Source organism: Ruegeria sp. YKSF57, from assembly GCF_059612585.1.
This window is the reverse complement of record NZ_JBXWQW010000015.1, coordinates 54,595-70,542: the sequence shown is the minus strand read 5'-3', so window position 1 is coordinate 70,542 and position 15,948 is coordinate 54,595. Positions and strand designations below refer to the sequence as shown.

The following is a 15,948-nucleotide window of genomic DNA, read 5'->3' as shown; positions in this document are numbered from 1 at the left end:
AGCCTCACCCGAAGGGATCGTATTCCGAGACGATCACGACCTCGTCGCCGTCGATTTCATCGGCGGGGACGGCGCCATAGGTTCCATCACCGGCCTGGAAGACGACGATCGAGACCATGAGCGTGGCGGCGAGGGAGGCGGCGAAGGCGTGTGCATCTTTGCGGGACATCTGTTTGGCTCCTGTCTTGGAGGCGGAGGACCATCCCCCGCGCGACAGGACCCCGCAGGCCCGAAGACTGGCTGACATCACCGGGTGCGTTCGGCTCGTCCGAATCCACCCGGCGGCACGGGTTCGCCCGTAGTCCGACCCCTCGCGGGTTGATCTCGAAGACAGGATTCGGGGCAAGGAAGGGAATGGCGAGCGGGGGATGGTGCGACCGCTGACTGGAGCCGTATGTTCCGCTGATGCTATCGCTGCCAGCCTCCCGGGCAGGCTTTTCAAGGAAGACCTCATTCCGTGTTGGATTGGATCCTATGGTGCCCCGCGATCTCGCGGGACAGGGTCGTGATGGGTGAGAGGCCCGGGCTTGGGCGGACCCCTTTGATTCTACATAGGCTCAGGCGGCAAGCTCCGCGCCCCCTGCCCTATCGCCGTCCTCTTTGCCAACGATTTCGAGCCGCGCGTTGCGATAGCCTTCCCTGGCGATCCAGAGCTCGGCAGCCGTGACGGACTCGGCCAGATGCAGCAGCTCCGTGCAACCGCCGAAATCCAGCACGACGCGCACCTGTCCGGGCTTCGGCTCCTCAGCCACTTCGAATGTCAACGCACTGTCAGCCGAATGAGTCCGCATGATGGTGACTAGAATGACCCCGTCGGAAGAGAAGTTCCCCTCGTGCAGCGTGAACGACGCCGGCGCCGTCCAGGTCGGATAGGGTCGCGGCGGCTCCTTCTTGACGAGACGGCCGACGCCGTTCGAGCGCTCCCAGGCCGCGAGCTTCTTTGTGAACCGGGCGGGCGGTTTCGTTGTGCTATCGGTGTAGCGAATGAGCGCGCCCAGGGGCGCGGTTTCGAGAATGGTGGTTGCAGACATGATTCCTCATCCTGAATGCGTCATTTTGCATTCATCTTATTGATATTGTTGTATTTTATGTTATTGAGGGCGGGTTTCCCCGCCCTCGGATGGCGCGGATCACTCGGCAGCCATCATCGACGCATCATCACCCGGCAGGTCAGCGGTGAGGAAGGCGGGAAGGTCGACATCCTCGGTCTGACTGGCATCGGAAACGGGCTCAGGCGCCCCCTGCCCTTCCGCACCGTCGAGTGCTACCAGGTCGTGACGGCGAAGAACCTCTGGCAACCAACCGCTGCCTTTCAGCAGACGCTCGGCTTCGGTCGCCATCTCGCCCTTCTTCAGGTGATCGAGGAGTTGCGCCGTCCCCTCCCCTTTAGCCTCACGCACGGCCTCGAGGATCCGGACCTTTGGCACGCGGTTCAGGTAGGTATCGACTGTCGGCTCCCAACCCGCCTCGACCATGTCGAGATCGACCGCCTGTGCGACCAAGTCGGACTGGGCCATCCGCTTGGTCAAACCGCTGGCGGAGATACCGGCACCATAGGGGTTCACCTTCTCATGGAGCGCGTTGATCCCGAAGCTGAGGCAATGCGCGAGCAGCGACAGCCGGCTCCCTTGATCAAGGGAGGTCAGGTAGTCCCAGAGCGCGGCATCGTCGCCGAGCGGCAAGTCGGCCTCCCACTCCGCATGGCGATCGTCCACCAGCTTGGCCACCACGCTGTCCTTCAGATCGCTCGCCTGCGCCGACATGTAGACGTGACGGACCGAAGCCTCGAGGCAGCTGCCGGCCGAACTGGATGTCCGGTAGGTGTCGTTGACGAGCTTCAGGAGCAGCAGCGTCAGGGCGACGTCGGGAGAACGCCCGACAGCTTCCCGCAGTGCCAATGTCCGGTGCGCCGTCAACTCCATGACCAGCCGCTCGGGCAACGGCTTCAACGCACCATCGTCCTCGTCGTCGGACACGTTGGCGCCAAGCGCCTGACCAGCAGAGGTGATCACCGTGCCATGGCCGATACCATCCACATTACTCCCCGCTGAAAGCTCAGCGCCCTGCCCGCCTGCCGCCTGTTCACCGATGTGGACGTCGGCATCTTGCCGAGGTTCGTCCTCGGGCCGGACAAAGCCCCGGTAGACGGCAAGCTCGCCATAGCGGTCAAGCGTCACGAAAGCCCCTGCCCGTCCGATCTCCTCCGCATCGAAGATCAGCGGTCGAACCTCCAGCTTCTCCATCGCGATCTCCAGCTCGCCAAGACGTGCGTCGATCTCTTCGGGGAACTCATCCTGGCCCTCGAATTCCTTCTCGAGCGCCCGGTACTCGGCAAGCAGTTTGGCATGGGCCGCGCCTTCGTCATCCGTCATCGGCGCCGGGTCGCCATTGAGCCGGCGCAAGCCGTGGCTGTAGCCATAGGGCAAGTCGAGAGAGACCTCGATCCACTTCCAGCCCTCGGTCGCGATCGCTTCGGCTTCAGCCTGAAGCTTCTCGCTGACCAGTCGGTCGAGCAGGGCCGGGTCTTCCAGCCAACCGCCGTCGTCGTCCTGGAAGAGGTCGTGCAACATGGTGCCGCCAGCAGCCTCGTACGCCTCGACGCCGACAAAGGCGGTCCGACGGTCAGACGCGCGCACCGACGTTTCGGTCAGCATGCGCCGGATCTGATAGGGCTCCTTGTTCCAGGATGACCGGATCGCCTCCCAGACCTGAACCTGGCGCTCATGATCCGGATTGACGGTGAAGGCCATCAGCTGCTCCAGCGTCATCTCATCTTCGGCGTAGACTTCGAGGAGGGCCGGGGCCACAGCGGCGAGTTTCAGGCGCTGTTTGACCACCTGCGGCGTGACGAAGAAAGCGGCCGCGATCTCTTCATCGCCCTGACCCTTCTCCCGAAGCGCAACGAAGGCGCGGAACTGATCAAGCGGGTGCAGGGCTGCACGCTGCATGTTCTCAGCGAGCGAGTCGTCTTCGGCGAGGATCGCAGAATTGGCATCCCGCACGATGCAGGGAATGGGCGTCGTCTTGGCCAAGCGTTTCTGCTTCACCAGGAGAGACAGGGCCTGGAAGCGCCGACCGCCAGCGGGGATTTCGAACTTGCCGGTCTCGGAACCATCATCCGCCAGAACGGGCCGAATGCTCAGGCTCTGCAGCAACCCGCGGCGGGCGATGTCTTCGGCCAGTTCCTCGATGGAGATGCCGGCCTTGATGCGCCGGACGTTGGACTGGCTCAGCACGAGCTTGTCGAAGGGAATGTCCCGGGACGGGGACAGGGTGACTTTCTGGGCAGATTTCGCCATCAGATCTTCTCCGCGACGGGCGCCGGAAGCCACTCTCCCGATCTCACTTCCCGTCACCCCTTTCACAGCCCATCTCTACCTCTCGACATGTCCACCGCGGTGGACATCACGCAGTTGCTGCCGCAGAACGAGAAAGCCTCTCCAACAACAGTGATGGGTTGAAGTCAGTTTCTCTGCGACCGAGCGTGATGCTGTGGAAATACGCTCCAAAGTCTCGGATGCGATTGCTCATCTGGAGAATTATGAAGATGGCGCATGATGCTTTTTGAGAGCCTATCTTCTTAGCAGCCTTTTCGAAGGTGCTTTCGTGGATTCCCATCATTGGAGCGAGCGTTCTCGCGTGGCTTTCAACATCGTGCCAGTTCCTAAGTGAGTTCGTTGCGAACGATGTAGCCTGGTCACAAACGGTTGTGAGCGTTTGCAGGGGAGGTGTTTGGCTGTTGGTCCCGCTTTCTAAATCTTTTTGTTCTTTTTTAGACTTAGAATGGTGGCGGACAGTTTGCCCGTCATTGGCGGGCAGTTTCATTGTTTCTGGTGCGTCCACCGCGGTGGACATCTGTTTGCATTGAGCCTCCAGTTCGCCGAGCAAAGTACGATACTCCGCGATCGAGAGCTTCCTTCGAAGAACTCGGCGTACCTGATGAGTGAGTTCGTTCTCGGGGTCAGCTTCGTCGATCTGAGCAAGTTTGGTTAGGATTTGCTTTCGCAAAAACACGCGATCCCGACGAGCGTTTTCCATCGCTTGGGCTGTCGCAAGTAGTTCGCCGGCACGCGCGAGCAACGGAGCCAGCGACAACCCATAGCTAATGGACTGACCTTCGGAGGACTTCACTCGGTATCTCTTGCGATTTGGGCTGTCGTGGCGCTTCATGAAACCGAGTTCAACAAAGCGATCGATGTGCCTACGGAGGGTTCGTTCATCGATCCCGCCAACTCGACGGCAGATCTCGTCGTTGGAAGCGAAGACTGTGTCTCCATGCCCAGGCTTGAGAAAGCTCAGCATCGCTTGGAGCGTTTGAACATGTCCTGGACGGAGACCGAACAGGTTGCGAGTATCTCTGAGCGCGCGGAAGACTGCCCAGATGTCGGTTTCAGGTGTTGACGTGGCGGGGGTGCCCTTGCCGACGCCAAAGGTCTGAGCGGAAAGCTTTGTGAATGCCATGTTTGTTGAACGACGACCGTTGCGGCCCACAACTTCCCCGGCTCTTCCCGCTGTTTTTGGCGAGAAAAGGCAACAAAAAGACGTCCACCGAATCGGTGACTCTTGACCGGTATGTCGGAGATTGCTACATCACAGGTGCTAATCAGATGATGAGGGCTCTCCGGGGGAAACCTTGGGGGGCTCTTTTCTTTTTGGTCTTCGCCTTTCTCCTCTGCTCGTGTTTTTGGTTATGACCGGGGATCAGCTCCCCGAGCCTCTCTCATTCTGCCATTGTTCAAAAAGCTGTCGCAGCGTGGTTTCCGCGCGCTCTTCGAGCCATTGGCCGAATTCCGGGTTGTCCTTGCGGGTGATCTTGATAGCGATCGACTTGCCATCGACTGAAAGTGTGCCGACAGGGCTACCACTATTGTCCTTTACCACGGTCGTTTGGCCACGGGCGCTTTGGTCGGCTGCGCCACGCGCCTTGCTGGAGCAAGCAACATAGACGGCTTGAAACTTGTCCGAGCTTGGAGTGGTGTCAGGCAGAGAGGCAAGTGTCTCACGCGCAATGTCGACAAGCGGAACCTTCTCTGAAAGTGCAGCAAGATCACCCCATTGGCGTCGACCTACGCCATGAGCCGGGCCGATAAGCCGGACAAGTTCGTCAGGCAGCTGCTCGATGACTACACGGTGGTTCGACACACCTTGCCGGGTGAGGCCTAGGGCGTCCTGAATGACGCCAGGCTTGTAACCGGCCTCCTGCATCTCTTTGATAAAAAGAGATTTTTCAATGAAGGACGGATCCAGCCGCAGGTTGTTTTCCTGACCTTGCGCGATCAGAGAAGCATCATCATCGAGCGTTCGAACGATCGCTTTGACGGTTCCACCAACTCTTCGAATGGCTGCAAGTCTGCGACGCCCGTAGATGATGCGGTATCGATCCGGTTGGTCAGAGGGGCGAACCATGATCGGCACTTGCTGACCATGCTTGCGAATGCTTTCGGCGAGATCTTCAATGCTACTATCTTCCAGGATCAGGCGATCCCGGATGCCATCCATATCGATCCGGTCGGGTTCGATATCTCGGATTGAGTTGGCAGTGATTTCCCGGAGAGAGTCCCGCAATCCGCCAACCGAGCCAGGTAGCTTCGAGGATTTGACCGGGGCAGGGGAGGGGGCTGCCGACTCTTTCTCGTCTTTCGGTGGCTGGTTGAAGATATTTCGAGCCATCAGCGACGCCCCCATGCCATTTGGATTGTCTGCTCCAGCTCATCGGCAACGCTGTTCACGCTGGTCAAAGCCCGATCAATGGTCTTCCGAATGAGCTGGCTCGGGTCTACCTCATAGATGGTTTGCTGAGTCATGCCGGCGTCAGAAATGGCTGTCGACTTCAGCATCGGTTCAGTCATGACTTGGCCCGCAAGGATTGAACGTAGGTACCCGGCCATTTGCGTTTGTGGTCCGTCCGACGGCTCGTAGCGTGTGATCAGGAACTTTACGAAGTCCCAAGTGACATGTCGTCCAATCGCCTCTTCGACGGCTTTGACCGTTTCCGAAGCGAGTTTGAGGAACTGGCTCATCGAAGCGATGTCGAGCATGCCGGGGACGACCGTCACAAGTAAGCCCGTGGACGCTGCCAATGCTGTCAATGTCAGGAAGCCCAACTGCGGAGGGCAATCGATCAGCACGATGTCATAGTCTGAGTCGACTTCCTCTAGCGCCAGAGCAAGACGCTCTGCAAAAATCGGCTGAACCCTGCGCGCAAGGGCATTCGCTGTCTCGGTTTCGTACTCGGACAACATCAAGCCAGCCGGGACCATGTCGAGCTTGTGGAAGTATGTTTTCTGGATGACCTCCGAGAGCGGAACCTGATCATCGTATCTCAATGCGTCGTAGATTGTGCCGCCTTCGGCGAATTCGAGCTCAGGCCGGAAGCCGAAAAATGTCGTCAAACTGGCCTGCGGGTCGAGGTCCAGCACAAGCACGCGGTAGCCACGCAGGGCATACCTGTGTGCCAAATGGATCGTCGCTGTTGTCTTCGAGCTGCCGCCTTTGAAATTCACGACCGAAATGACCTGAAGACGGTCACCGTCTCGGCGGCCAGGTCTGTACGCGTCAGCATTTTTGCCTGTCCGCGCCAAAATGTTGCGGAGGTCGTCAACTTCTTCGGCCGTGTAGAACCTATGACCGCGACCGTCAGTGTGAACTTCTGGGAAGCTGCCATCTTTGTGGCGGTTGCGCAGGTTCGACGTACTAACGCGCAGCAACTCGGCGACCTCGGTTGAGCTGAAGCGGCGCAAGGACTTGCGTTCTTCTGGCTCGAACGCAACTTTCATCTGCCGGTCAAGCGACTCAGCAAGACTGTCTGCAAATGCTCCGATGTCGGAAGAGCCTATGCCTTGCGCGTAGCCCGTATTTCGATCATCCATGTTCTGCCGCCTCTCATGGCCTTTGCTAAGGCTCTTTGTCGTTCTGACGGTCGAAGCCACGTCTGACGCGTTTTGCCGTCAGAATGGAGATGCCACGAACATCTGAGTCCGGCAAGAAGAATCTAGATGTAGTGGAAAAGTTATCCACAGCACCAATTTGGTCGCGCGGGGCTTACGCTAGATAACGCATTGATTACCAACGATAAAGACCGTGTCTGGCGAAGCCGACACCCTTCGAGATATTTTCTGCTCGCGCGAACTAACCCCAAGGCATTGTTGGATATTTACGTGGTTTTCGTCCAATTGAGGCGATGATTCTGGAAGATTTGGGCCGAGCGAACAGGGTGGTTTGCCGACCATTAGCGCCTACAAAAGGCCGAGGCGCTCTGCACGCTCCAGCAGCATTCTGACTGAGGAAGGCTGCCAGCTGGTTCGACCGCGAGGGGTGCGCTCACGCATGGATTCGAGTCGGTCGCAGATTGCCTGCAAGGTGATCTCGGGGTCAGCACCTTTGATTGCGGCGACAATCGCAGGCAGGCGATCGTCGGTTTCGCGACGTCCAGCGCGTCCAAGCACTTCAGCGGGCAGGAATCCGTCCCCCACGTATGCCTTCACGGCGCGGAGCAAACGGCTTTGGGTCCAGTGGCGGTCGTGGGGCAGGGGAGCATTGATGATACGCAGCACGTCTTCCCAGGCCATATCCGGCCGCAGGCGGCGTACATGGGGCACCCAATCCTGCGCTGTCTCGTGCAAGCGCTCCATGTAGCCGTCCTGTCGTGCCAACCGCACCTTGCGCAGCGCTTCAGGGTCCTTGGCGCGAAGACCTGGGTTGCCGCCGACGCGGCCCTTTGAGCGTGCCGAGGCAAGTCCGGCTTTGGTACGCTCGCGGATCAGAGCGCGTTCGAACTCAGCCGCAGCGCCCAGAACCTGCAACGTGAACTTGCCCTGGGGCGAGGCAGTGTCAATCGGGTCCTGGAGCGAGCGGAAGAACGCCCCCTTGCCCTCCAGTCTTTCGATCACCTCAAGCAAGTGCGACAAAGACCGCGCAAGCCGGTCGATCCGCACGACGACCAGCGTGTCGCCCTTGCCAATCCGCTCCAGCACACGTGCAAGCACGGGCCGCGCGCGATTGCCGCCCGAGGCGTGCTCTTCAAAGATCTCGGCGCATCCCGCAGACTGCAGTGCCTCAGACTGGGGCAGGGGGGTCTGATCCTCGGTGGAGACGCGCGCATAGCCAATCAGGGGCATGAAACCGGGCCGTTTGCAATTTAATATATTGCCAATAAACGACCGTTTGTAAACGAGTGCAAGTAGGTGCTCTCTCGTCGCGCTCGTCCAAAAGCCCATGGTTTCCATGCGCTGAGCGCGATCTGAGAGGTTCCACCGGCAGTCGCGCGCGCATACTATATAAAGAGCAAAGGCAACCGCCACAAAATCACTTGGGTAATGTGCAAAAGAACCGTATTTTGCACACATGAAGATCCAAGCATCCGCTTTGACTGATGATTTCAATGACCCCCTCATCACTATCGAGGCGGATGAAGAGGCTCATGAAGAGGATCTCTGGTTTCTGCCGGGACCACTCGAAGAAGAACCGGATGTTTTGCCTCCCGGGCCGCGTGCAGAACCGCCGGACACTGCCGTCATCGAAGACTGGGCAAAGGCAGAAGGCGTTCACGCTGCGCGACTGGCAAGAGTGGCTGGAAGCCTGGGTGCTCTGGATGACAGGCTGCTGCGTGGCCCGGAAGGCTGGCGGCATCGCCTCGCTCTTATCGAGGCAGCGGACCTTAGCTGGTTCGCAGGGGATCGGGTGAGTTCTGATCGTCTGGCGCTTTGGATATCGATGCGGCTGTCAGGTGCACAGGATGACCCAAATGCCCTGGCAAGAGTTGGATGGGCTGTTCGGCGCCTGACAGGCGGTCCCGGACCGAAGGCTGACTTGGCCGCCTTCCTGGATCGCCGCGATCCCGAGAACATTGAAGGCAGCGCTGAGCGTTTCGAAGATCGCGCGGGCGGATGGTTGGACGTAATGGCTGCAGCAGCCGAGCTCCACCCAATCACGCGGGCTTGCATGGGCTTTCATCTCTGGAGCCTGGCCGGCCTCGGACAGCACGGTGACCAGATGGAAGCCGCCGTCACCGCGTCCAGGATCGCGGCCAGCGATGGAAGCGGCGCCATCTTCGCACCGCTCGCCATGGGCGGGGCAGGGGGGCTCCGTGTTAGTGGCCCGCCGGTCGATCGCCTCGCTCGCTGGCTTGAGGGAATGGCGACGTCGTGCCTGACTGCGATGCGTTACCTAGATGACATTGAGTCTTGGTTTGTGCGGGCAGAAACCGAAATGTCGCCGCTCTCGGGTAAGACCCCTCCGGCGCTGCTCGCCACACTTACGGAATGGCCACTCGTTTCTGCGCCAATGGCCGAGGCCATTACAGGCGCCAGTCGAACCGCCGTTCAGCGCAACCTTGCTTGGATGGAAGCGCGAGGGCTAATCCGTGAGGTAACGAGACAAGGACGCTATCGGATGTGGTGCACCGCGAACTGAATGCTGCTGATGGGCTTTCCGAATTCCTTGACGCACTTCTGTCCTCCATAGACCTATGCCCAGAAGGTGAGATGATCGGCAATCTCTGCAGCTATGCGCTGAGACGGCGCAGCCGCTTGTCGATCTCAGCCACGGGCAGGAAGACAGCATCATCCGCGCGCCAGACCTGCAGCGCGGAGATGAGAAGCTCGACCTCGCAGACACCGGCCGCGTGCAGTTCGTCAATGATCCAGAGTACGCCATGAACGCGCACGGCGCGGGCGGTGGCCACCTTGCGCAGCAGGTTGTCGCCGGTCAGGAGGATACCGTTCTCCTGGCAGGTTGTCGTCACGAGGGCGAAGCAGTCGTTGGCCGACAAGCGGCTATGTTCCCGCTTCAGTGCGAAAACCCGCGCGACCTCTTCGCCCGGCAGATCATAGGTGGCAAGGCCACCATCTTCGAGCATCCGCCATTCCTGCGCCGTGAAGTCGAGGAGCTCCTCCTCACGGATGGGCAGGGGCACGATGAACCGATAGGGCAGCCGCAGCAGGACGTGCAGCAACTCTCCCTTCTTCAGGTCGATCAGGCAGGACGCATCATTGACGACGACACAGGTCACTGGTCACGAGGCCCCCTGATGTCGCGTTCGACCACGCTTAAAGGGAGCCCGAGCATCTGCGCCGCCCGCACGGGTGAAATCATCTCTTCGCCCAGAGCGCGCCAGACGAGACGCTCGAAACGCTGCGGCTTCTCGAATGCCGCGAAACCCTCGCCGGGACCGATAGGCTCCGGCTCTTCACGCCGCCAGCCGCGCGCATAGGTCTTGAACGCATATTCCACAGCGCTCTTCGACAGGATACCCACCTGGCCGAGCCGCACGAGCATCGCGGCGGCAGAGACGCCATAGGTGCGCTTGAGCCGCATGATCTCTATCCAGGTCATGCCGTGACGGTTTCGGCCAGCTTCCTCTTCGAGATGCTCACGCGGAATGAGGAACGCCCCCGCAAAGCGGTGCATCGAGGATTCCTTCTTGAGCGCGGCATTGCCGGTTTCGGTGATGATCCGGTGCGCGAGTTCATGGGCGAGGTTGAAGCGCTTGCGCTCGACATTGGTGTGCCGCGAGACGACGATCACTTCAGTCGGTGCGCCCTCCGCCCGTTCGACATGACAGGCCAGCCCGTTGATGCGTTCCGGGAGATCGGCCTCGATGACCTTGAGCCCCTTGTCTTCGAGCAGGGCGGTCATACTCGGGATCGGGTCGATCCCGAGCTTCCATACCTTCCGCACTTCCCGCGCCTTGGCGTCGATGGCTTCTTCATCGGCCACCTTGTCCACGCGCAGCGCGGCGAAGGGGTCTTCGGCGGGGTGCATGTCGAGGATGTCCTCGATGGCGAGATAGTCTTCGAGCTTCTCGATGACGATGGATTCCGCCATCGCGCGATCCTGCGCCGAGGCGGTCGAGTTCTTCCGCCACTCGACGCTTTCCAGGGCTTCGACCTGACCGCCGAGCAGGAAATCCAGCGACACACCGAGCGCCTTGCCGAGGCCGACCAGCACCGACGAGGACGGCATCATCTTGTCCGCTTCGTATTTGCTGATGGCCTGCGCCGACACGCTTGGGGTCACGCGCTCCGCGAGCGCTTGCATGGATAGACCCGCCCGCTTGCGGGCAAGCCTGAGTCTTTGTCCGAACATGGTCCTCTCCCGGCGGTTATTGTTGTGGTTGATAAACGCCATTTATTGCTATATATTTAAACACAAGGTTGGCAAATCGTCAACCGAAATCGACATATGAGGTTTGAAATGTCTAAGAAAAATCAGCACGTTGTGCCGCATCAGAGCGGTTGGGCAGTGAAGGGAGCAGGCAACTCCCGTGCATCTTCCGTCCACGGCACGCAGCGCGAGGCCATCGCGGCCGCGCGTGAATCCGCCATTCGTCAGGGCAGCGAGATGCTGATCCACGGCGAGAACGGTCGCATCCGCGAGCGCAACACCTACGGCAATGATCCCTTCCCTCCGAAGGGCTGACACGAAAGGAAAAAGCCAATGGCTGGCATCGAAATGCGGTTCAATGGCCGCAAGATCACCTCCGCCGCCCAGCTTCAGCGTGAGCTGACGCGCAGCATGGAGAAGCATGTCGAAGACAGCCTCAAGAAGGCTGCCGGTCCCGGCGTGCGGATGAAGAAGACCCGCGAAGGCTACAGCTTCGAGGGCTCGCCCGAGCAGATCGAGCGCATGAAGAAGCGGCTGCGCTGACGTGGCCGTCGAAGCCGCCCACGGCGTCTTCGCCTCCCCAACTGGATTGTCCCTTCGGCTGGCAATCATCAACTCCGGTCGCTGAACCGCCACTTATCGCGGGAGACGGGAGTCCTTTCTCAGGCAACCGCCCTTCATACGACATTCAGGCCATCCCTTCCGGCTTCGGCCCCTCGGATAGGAGGCACATGGCTTCAAGCCGATGCAGTGCTTCAAGAACTCACTGCGCGACCACACCGGTTATTGCGCCCACAATCTGGCTGAATTCGAGCTTGATTGGCCAACTGAGTGAAAGTCACCGCGCAATCTCGCCAGCCAACACCGCTCGTCCGTGTACTGCCAAGGTCGCTGAAAACCTCTGGCACCCAAACTTTCGGATCACATCGAGTACCCGCGCTTCGTAGGCAGCGTGCCCGATCAAACGACACAGGTCGGACGCGTGGAACTGGCGGTTCGCAGTAGGGGCGGCTTGCATCTGTCTCAGCAATTCGCGCTCTTTGGGGTCCGTTATTGGTCTCGCGGGCGGTTTGACCGCGGGACGAGTTGGAGTTCCCGACGAATTCCGCCATCGGCGCATGAAGCCAAGCAGGAAGCCGGCCGGCACCCTGCCGTTACCTCGGGACCGATTGAACGCGAGGAAGCGGTCCCAGATGACCTGGGTGTCGACGTTCCAGCAGGGCAGCGTGGCCTTCGCTGCTTTGATGAGCTCCGCCCAACTGGTCTGAAAAACGTTCGAATTCGCGGTGATTTCGATCAGTCCTGAGAAGATAGTTTTGTTATTATTATCTCTAGATAGTGATGTGTCGCCTTCACCTGACACGAGATCATGGGTTTCACTCTCGTCGTCGAAAGCGGAAAACCGAAAGATCCAGGGCGCGAACTTTCCATTCGGCTTTGCCCGCTCGAGCTGCAACTCCGAAGCCTCAAGTTCGTTCAGAAGAACCGAAAGATATTGTCGTGAAACACCCATCTTCTCCGCCAGGGCCGAGAGGGTGAAGGCTGCCGTTCCGCGCGACAAACCGTTGTAGCCATCCTTCCAGGCGATGGCGTCGAGGATGAGGGTGGCAAGCTTGTGCGCTGCAACAGAGAGATTTGTCTGCGTAATCCGTCGCAGGATCAAGCCGGTCGTAGGTTCCATGGTCGAGGTCTCCTTGGAGATCCGACGCCATGTCGTGAGACAACAACATTCTTGCCAGCAAAACAACTTTGCTGGTTGCAGGTGTTTTAGCGGTGCGCTAGGAAACTCTTGTTCACGGAGTTTTCTAGCACGGCGTCAGGCTTCACGGTCTGGCGTCGTCTCCTTTTCGGGGGTTTGCACAGCCTCCCGTGCGGGGTTGTGAGGACGCACACGGCGAAACCACGCGCAGATTTTGTCAGTAGCGAACTTCTTCAGAACCATAGTTCCCGGCGTGATCGCGCCAGTCGACGAAGACGGAACGGTAAAAGTAGCTGCCACATCCATTCGGGATGCTCAGGCCGGATGCGGCTGGCACCTGGCCCACGGTGGATCTTGTCCATCGGTAGTCGCCCTGCACGCCGTAGGACCCCAATCGCGTCGAGTCGCTGCGATTGCAGTCGCCATCTCGGTTTTCATGCTGGCGGTACTGGATGTGATAAACGCGAATGCTACGCACGAAATCAAAGGCGTCGCCTGAGATGTCGATGTCCGCTTGCTCATCCGCTTGGACGCGAACAAGGGGGATCGGAGTCGATTCCTGCGGTTCGGGCGGATCGCGGAATGTGATGTCATAAAGGCGTTCCATAGGCGACATCGGACTGGGATCGTTGAGCGACACACCCATCGGACACCGCCAGATTTGCAAGGGCGGCTCGATCGGCCAGGGTGTGATCCGCCGAATGAAGACCGCTCTGGCATGCACGCAGGGCGCGGATGCAGGCCAGCCGCCCGCAAGGCAGAGGAGGATCGCACAGTCGACCTGATAGGCCTGAGCCGGTGCTGACGAGGCCATTAGTCCAGATATGCTTATTGCCGTGGCTGTTGCCACGCCGTGGATCACGTGCTTCATGATGCCGACTCCATCCATAATGGTGCAGCGATACGAAACAACATTAATGATAGCAAGGAGATTTGATTGCTAGGCAGAGCGAAAGGTCCCCGCTAGCGGTACCTTTGCCGGAAGAAGGTCTATGCACGTGCGGGGTTCTGCTGTTAGCTCAGCAGGAACTGCGCGCAGCTACGAGACTACGGGGTAGAAAGGACGCCCCCAGTCTCCGCTCGGGTTATCCATCATCAGGTCAACAAAAACTGGCATCAGGAATGCAAGGATTGCCGCTCCATCGCGCACTTGCGCGCGATTAACTCCGCCGTTCCAAGTCGAACCGCCGTGCACGAGCTGGTTGCGCAGAACGTACAGACGGTCAAAGACAAAACTCAAAACTCTCGCTGTGTCTCCAGCCTGGAAAGCCTGTCCGAAGGCTCGGGCCGAAGCATTGAAACGCTCCTGCCAATCATCGAAGCCTTCGATTCCGTTGTGGTGTTGCCAGAACGGGCTAAAGACGTAGTGGTTCTCCAGGAGAAGACGAACTGGACCAGAGAAGCGCTGCCAAACGGCCTTGTAGATCCGCCGATCAGCATCCAGCTGTGTCAGCCGACCAAAGAACTCAAGGAACGTAGCGCGTTCACCAAGCGGGATAGACTGGAATTCTCGTTCGTCGGCGTAGGCTGCATTGAATGCGATCCAAAGAAATATGAACCGCGCGTCATCGTCTTCTTCACAGGCCTCGGCACGACCGATCCAACTGATTGCACGGTGGACACGAAGGCCCATGGTTTCGGGAAATCCCGAGCGAATGGCCCTCTGTTTTTCCTTCAGTGCTTGGAACGTCAAGCTGTCGTTCATAAAAATTCTCCTCGAAAAATCAGGTCACGGCATCGCGGCAAAATCGGAGCGGCGATAGCCCTCGACCATGGCTCGCAACTCCGCCGGGGCGATGACTTCAACCTTGTCGCCCCATTGATACAGGTGCCAAACCATCTCAAGCCAGCCCGCTGCATGGAAACGGACGATAAGACTGCCATCTGGCTGGTGTTCCAATGTCTGTCTTGGATGAAACTGGAAGCCGGCTGCACGAGCGGCTGCGTCTTGCCTGAAGCGCCAGACCACTTCCCCGAATTGCGTCGGATCTTGCCAGACCCCAAAGGCGTGGGCTGCATAATCTGCAATGGTGAAGCCGTCCTGGAGCTTGAAGCTTTCATTCAAGGTTTCTGCTTCGTGTATAAGATCAATGCGGAAGTTTCGGACCTCATCTGCCTTTGCTGGGTCACGCGCCGCAAGATATGTCCTGTGCCCCAGCAATACCCCATGCGGCTCCAAGATGCGTTTCTTCGTGTCCTGACTGTAGCGCACGCGTAACCGAAAGGGTCCGCGCAGCGCCTCGATAATTGCGTCAAGAATGTCGGGAGCGACACTGACACGGGGGCCGGGTCGTGTGACTTGGCCCATGGCCATCAGGACAGCCTCTGCATCCGCTTCGATGCGAGCTCGAGCCGGCACTCTTGCCAACATACCATCTCGAAGGTCCGCCAAGGCCTTTGCATGCCGCAGCCTGCCTTCTGCTTCGGCTGAACGAGCAGCGATCTCCAGTGCTTCGGCGCCAGTTTCATGCCGAAGTTGTAGCCGTGAGAGTCCAGTGTCGCGTAAGCACCAGCGTCGCTTCCGGTCCTCACCGTCTTCAGCCACGACATTTCCGAAGGTGGCCTCCAACGCATCGGTCATACGCTGAGCAGTGCGATGAGAAACCGAAAACTCGTCACAGATGTCTTCGAGACTGACCCCGCTGCGGCGCGCGGCGGCCATCTGAGCAAGACGAATGAGATCTTGGGCCTTGGAAAAGGACATGGGCTGCTCTGGACCTGTCAGTTTTTGACACCCTTGCAGGCTATTTGTGTCATTGCGTCCTGTCGAGCCGATTCCGGTAAGGGTGATCACGGTGCGAGTTGAGAGGCTCGTCAGGCGCAGCAGAACACAGAGAGGAAAAAACGATGCGTGGACGTGTGATCAAAATTGAACGGATTTGCTCTCGTGCCGGGGTGATTGAAGAGCCGGCAATCACCAGCAAAGGGTATCAGTTGGCGGACCCGGCGCATGGAAAGAACAAGCACCATGCTGAATTCGCAGTTTATGCCATTACGCTGGATGATGCGGCAAACTTAATCGCCAAAGGGTTCTCACTCTGGATGGGAGCAAAGGGCAAGCGCGCTTCCCTTATTGCGCCCAAAAGTCTTCGGATTGTTCGGGGCCAGGACGGCTTCGCCGCATAGCAGTGTCCGCAGCGCGTCGT

The 15,948-nt window shown here is 59.2% G+C and carries 17 protein-coding genes; 4 read left to right on the top strand and 13 right to left on the bottom strand.

The window, feature by feature from the left end; genetic code table 11:
* Positions 1 to 4: 4 nt before the first annotated feature.
* The 7 genes from AC2FLX_RS08195 to AC2FLX_RS08165 all read right to left on the bottom strand — a co-directional run bounded on the left by AC2FLX_RS08195 (position 5) and on the right by AC2FLX_RS08165 (position 8,117).
* Positions 5 to 169 (bottom strand): hypothetical protein, encoded by a 165-nt coding sequence (locus tag AC2FLX_RS08195; RefSeq protein ID WP_009574204.1) that lies wholly within the window; start codon positions 167 to 169, stop codon positions 5 to 7.
* A 388-nt stretch (positions 170 to 557) separates the two neighbouring features.
* Positions 558 to 1,031 (bottom strand): UCP036055 family protein, encoded by a 474-nt coding sequence (locus AC2FLX_RS08190; protein WP_496810175.1) that lies wholly within the window; start codon positions 1,029 to 1,031, stop codon positions 558 to 560.
* Between the two features lie 99 nt (positions 1,032 to 1,130).
* Positions 1,131 to 3,299, bottom strand: a complete 2,169-nt coding sequence (locus AC2FLX_RS08185; RefSeq protein WP_496810174.1) for a ParB/RepB/Spo0J family partition protein — start codon at positions 3,297 to 3,299, stop codon at positions 1,131 to 1,133.
* Positions 3,300 to 3,405: 106 nt separating this feature from the next.
* Entirely contained in the window at positions 3,406 to 4,491 is a 1,086-nt protein-coding gene (gene repC, locus AC2FLX_RS08180; protein WP_496875405.1) for a plasmid replication protein RepC, read from the bottom strand.
* Positions 4,492 to 4,701: 210 nt separating this feature from the next.
* A complete protein-coding gene (repB, locus tag AC2FLX_RS08175; protein WP_496810172.1) occupies positions 4,702 to 5,670 on the bottom strand; it encodes a plasmid partitioning protein RepB in 969 nt (322 codons plus the stop codon).
* Positions 5,670 to 6,869 carry a plasmid partitioning protein RepA gene (repA, locus tag AC2FLX_RS08170; RefSeq protein WP_028288490.1) on the bottom strand — a complete coding sequence of 400 codons (1,200 nt, stop codon included), beginning with the start codon at positions 6,867 to 6,869 and terminating at the stop codon, positions 5,670 to 5,672. The genes repB and repA overlap by 1 nt, the downstream gene beginning before the upstream one ends.
* A gap of 366 nt (positions 6,870 to 7,235) precedes the next feature.
* Positions 7,236 to 8,117: a recombinase family protein gene (locus AC2FLX_RS08165; RefSeq protein ID WP_148380006.1), complete on the bottom strand. Its 882-nt coding sequence runs from the start codon at positions 8,115 to 8,117 to the stop codon at positions 7,236 to 7,238.
* 226 nt (positions 8,118 to 8,343) lie between these two features.
* Between AC2FLX_RS08165 and AC2FLX_RS08160 the strand changes: the two genes are divergently transcribed.
* Positions 8,344 to 9,411, top strand: coding sequence for a hypothetical protein (locus AC2FLX_RS08160; protein ID WP_496810171.1), 1,068 nt, complete (start codon positions 8,344 to 8,346; stop codon positions 9,409 to 9,411).
* Positions 9,412 to 9,502: 91 nt separating this feature from the next.
* Here the strand turns inward: AC2FLX_RS08160 and AC2FLX_RS08155 are convergent, their stop codons facing one another.
* Together AC2FLX_RS08155 and AC2FLX_RS08150 are read right to left on the bottom strand one after the other, a co-directional pair.
* Positions 9,503 to 10,009: a PIN domain-containing protein gene (locus AC2FLX_RS08155; protein WP_496810170.1), complete on the bottom strand. Its 507-nt coding sequence runs from the start codon at positions 10,007 to 10,009 to the stop codon at positions 9,503 to 9,505.
* Entirely contained in the window at positions 10,006 to 11,085 is a 1,080-nt protein-coding gene (locus tag AC2FLX_RS08150) for a helix-turn-helix domain-containing protein (protein WP_496810169.1), read from the bottom strand. Before AC2FLX_RS08150 ends, AC2FLX_RS08155 begins: the two co-directional genes overlap by 4 nt.
* 108 nt (positions 11,086 to 11,193) lie before the next feature.
* Here AC2FLX_RS08150 and AC2FLX_RS08145 point away from each other — a divergent pair, with 108 nt between their 5' ends.
* Positions 11,194 to 11,418, top strand: a complete 225-nt coding sequence (locus AC2FLX_RS08145; protein WP_496810168.1) for a DUF2188 domain-containing protein — start codon at positions 11,194 to 11,196, stop codon at positions 11,416 to 11,418.
* 18 nt (positions 11,419 to 11,436) lie between these two features.
* Entirely contained in the window at positions 11,437 to 11,646 is a 210-nt protein-coding gene (locus AC2FLX_RS08140; protein WP_496810167.1) for a hypothetical protein, read from the top strand.
* Positions 11,647 to 11,941: 295 nt separating this feature from the next.
* On the opposite strand, the gene AC2FLX_RS08135 is transcribed toward AC2FLX_RS08140, so the two are convergent.
* The 4 genes from AC2FLX_RS08135 to AC2FLX_RS08120 all read right to left on the bottom strand — a co-directional run bounded on the left by AC2FLX_RS08135 (position 11,942) and on the right by AC2FLX_RS08120 (position 15,506).
* Positions 11,942 to 12,784, bottom strand: a complete 843-nt coding sequence (locus AC2FLX_RS08135) for a hypothetical protein (protein WP_496810166.1) — start codon at positions 12,782 to 12,784, stop codon at positions 11,942 to 11,944.
* A gap of 235 nt (positions 12,785 to 13,019) precedes the next feature.
* Complete coding sequence (locus AC2FLX_RS08130) at positions 13,020 to 13,616, bottom strand: hypothetical protein (RefSeq protein ID WP_496810181.1); 597 nt, start codon at positions 13,614 to 13,616, stop codon at positions 13,020 to 13,022.
* 225 nt (positions 13,617 to 13,841) lie between these two features.
* Positions 13,842 to 14,507, bottom strand: a complete 666-nt coding sequence (locus AC2FLX_RS08125) for a HEPN domain-containing protein (protein WP_065267398.1) — start codon at positions 14,505 to 14,507, stop codon at positions 13,842 to 13,844.
* Positions 14,508 to 14,531: 24 nt separating this feature from the next.
* Positions 14,532 to 15,506: a helix-turn-helix transcriptional regulator gene (locus AC2FLX_RS08120; RefSeq protein ID WP_496810165.1), complete on the bottom strand. Its 975-nt coding sequence runs from the start codon at positions 15,504 to 15,506 to the stop codon at positions 14,532 to 14,534.
* Between the two features lie 143 nt (positions 15,507 to 15,649).
* Here AC2FLX_RS08120 and AC2FLX_RS08115 point away from each other — a divergent pair, with 143 nt between their 5' ends.
* Positions 15,650 to 15,928 (top strand): hypothetical protein, encoded by a 279-nt coding sequence (locus AC2FLX_RS08115; RefSeq protein ID WP_065267400.1) that lies wholly within the window; start codon positions 15,650 to 15,652, stop codon positions 15,926 to 15,928.
* Positions 15,929 to 15,948 lie beyond the last annotated feature (20 nt).